The organism is Odoribacter lunatus (assembly GCF_943193135.1).
Lineage (GTDB): Bacteria > Bacteroidota > Bacteroidia > Bacteroidales > Marinifilaceae > Culturomica > Culturomica lunata.
The window spans coordinates 1-1,622 of record NZ_CALPCZ010000061.1 but is presented as its reverse complement, the minus strand read 5'-3'; the positions used below and the strand labels follow the sequence as shown (position 1 = coordinate 1,622).

Genomic DNA, 1,622 nt, shown 5'->3' with positions numbered 1-1,622 from the left:
TACCACCTGAACATTTATCTTTTTATTAATTGTTGTGACATACAGCAAATGCTAGTTACATATAACCAAACTCCAGAAAGGAGGTGTTCCAGCCACACCTTCCGGTACGGCTACCTTGTTACGACTTAGCCCCAGTTACCAGTATTACCCTAGGTCGCTCCTCGCGGTTACGAACTTCAGGTACTCCCGGCTCCCATGGCTTGACGGGCGGTGTGTACAAGGCCCGGGAACGTATTCACCGCGCCATGGCTGATGCGCGATTACTAGCGAATCCAACTTCATGGAGTCGGGTTGCAGACTCCAATCCGAACTGTGACCAAATTTAGAGATTAGCATCTTGTCGCCAAGTAGCTACCCGCTGTCATGGCCATTGTAACACGTGTGTAGCCCTGGATGTAAGGGCCGTGCTGATTTGACGTCATCCCCACCTTCCTCGCACCTTACGGCGGCAGTCTCTTTAGAGGGCTCATCATTACATGCTAGCAACTAAAGATAAGGGTTGCGCTCGTTATGGGACTTAACCCGACACCTCACGGCACGAGCTGACGACAACCATGCAGCACCTTGTAGGAAGCTCCGAAGAGAATGGGTGTTTCCACCCAATGCACCCTACATTTAAACCCAGGTAAGGTTCCTCGCGTATCATCGAATTAAACCACATGTTCCTCCGCTTGTGCGGGCCCCCGTCAATTCCTTTGAGTTTCATCGTTGCCGACGTACTCCCCAGGTGGCTCACTTAATACTTTCGCTTAATCCCTGACTGTATATCGCCAAGAACCAGTGAGCATCGTTTACGGCATGGACTACCAGGGTATCTAATCCTGTTCGCTACCCATGCTCTCGTGCATCAGCGTCAGACTCAGCCTGGAAAGCTGCCTTCGCTATCGGTGTTCTAAGTTATATCTATGCATTTCACCGCTACTTAACTTATTCCGCCTTCCTCGTTTGATCTCTAGTTGTACAGTATTAATGGCATAATGGGGTGAAGCCTCAAGATTTTACCACTAACTTATACAACCGCCTACGCACCCTTTAAACCCAATAAATCCGGATAACGCTCGCATCCTCCGTATTACCGCGGCTGCTGGCACGGAGTTAGCCGATGCTTATTCGTACGGTACTGTCATCATCTTACTCGTAAGACTTATTCCCCCCGTACAAAAGAGGTTTACAACCCATAGGGCAGTCTTCCCTCACGCGACTTGGCTGGTTCAGCCTCGCGGCCATTGACCAATATTCCTCACTGCTGCCTCCCGTAGGAGTCTGGTCCGTGTCTCAGTACCAGTGTGGGGGACCTTCCTCTCAGAACCCCTACCTATCATCGCCTTGGTGGGCCGTTACCCCGCCAACTAGCTAATAGGACGCATGCCCATCCATCACCTATAAATATTTCATATACTGAAGATGCCTCCAGAATACCATATGGGGCGTTAATCCACGTTTCCATGGGCTATTCCCCTGTGATGGGCAGGTTACATACGCGTTACTCACCCGTGCGCCGGTCGTCAGCTAAGTATTGCTACCTACTGTTACCCCTCGACTTGCATGTGTTAAGCCTGTCGCTAGCGTTCATCCTGAGCCAGGATCAAACTCTTCATTGTATTAATATCAATTCTTTATTT

The 1,622-nt window shown here is 49.8% G+C and carries 1 rRNA gene; it reads right to left on the bottom strand.

Annotated features, from left to right (window positions below):
- Positions 1 to 76: 76 nt before the first annotated feature.
- A 16S ribosomal RNA gene (locus NFR61_RS11110) occupies positions 77 to 1,601 on the bottom strand.
- Positions 1,602 to 1,622 lie beyond the last annotated feature (21 nt).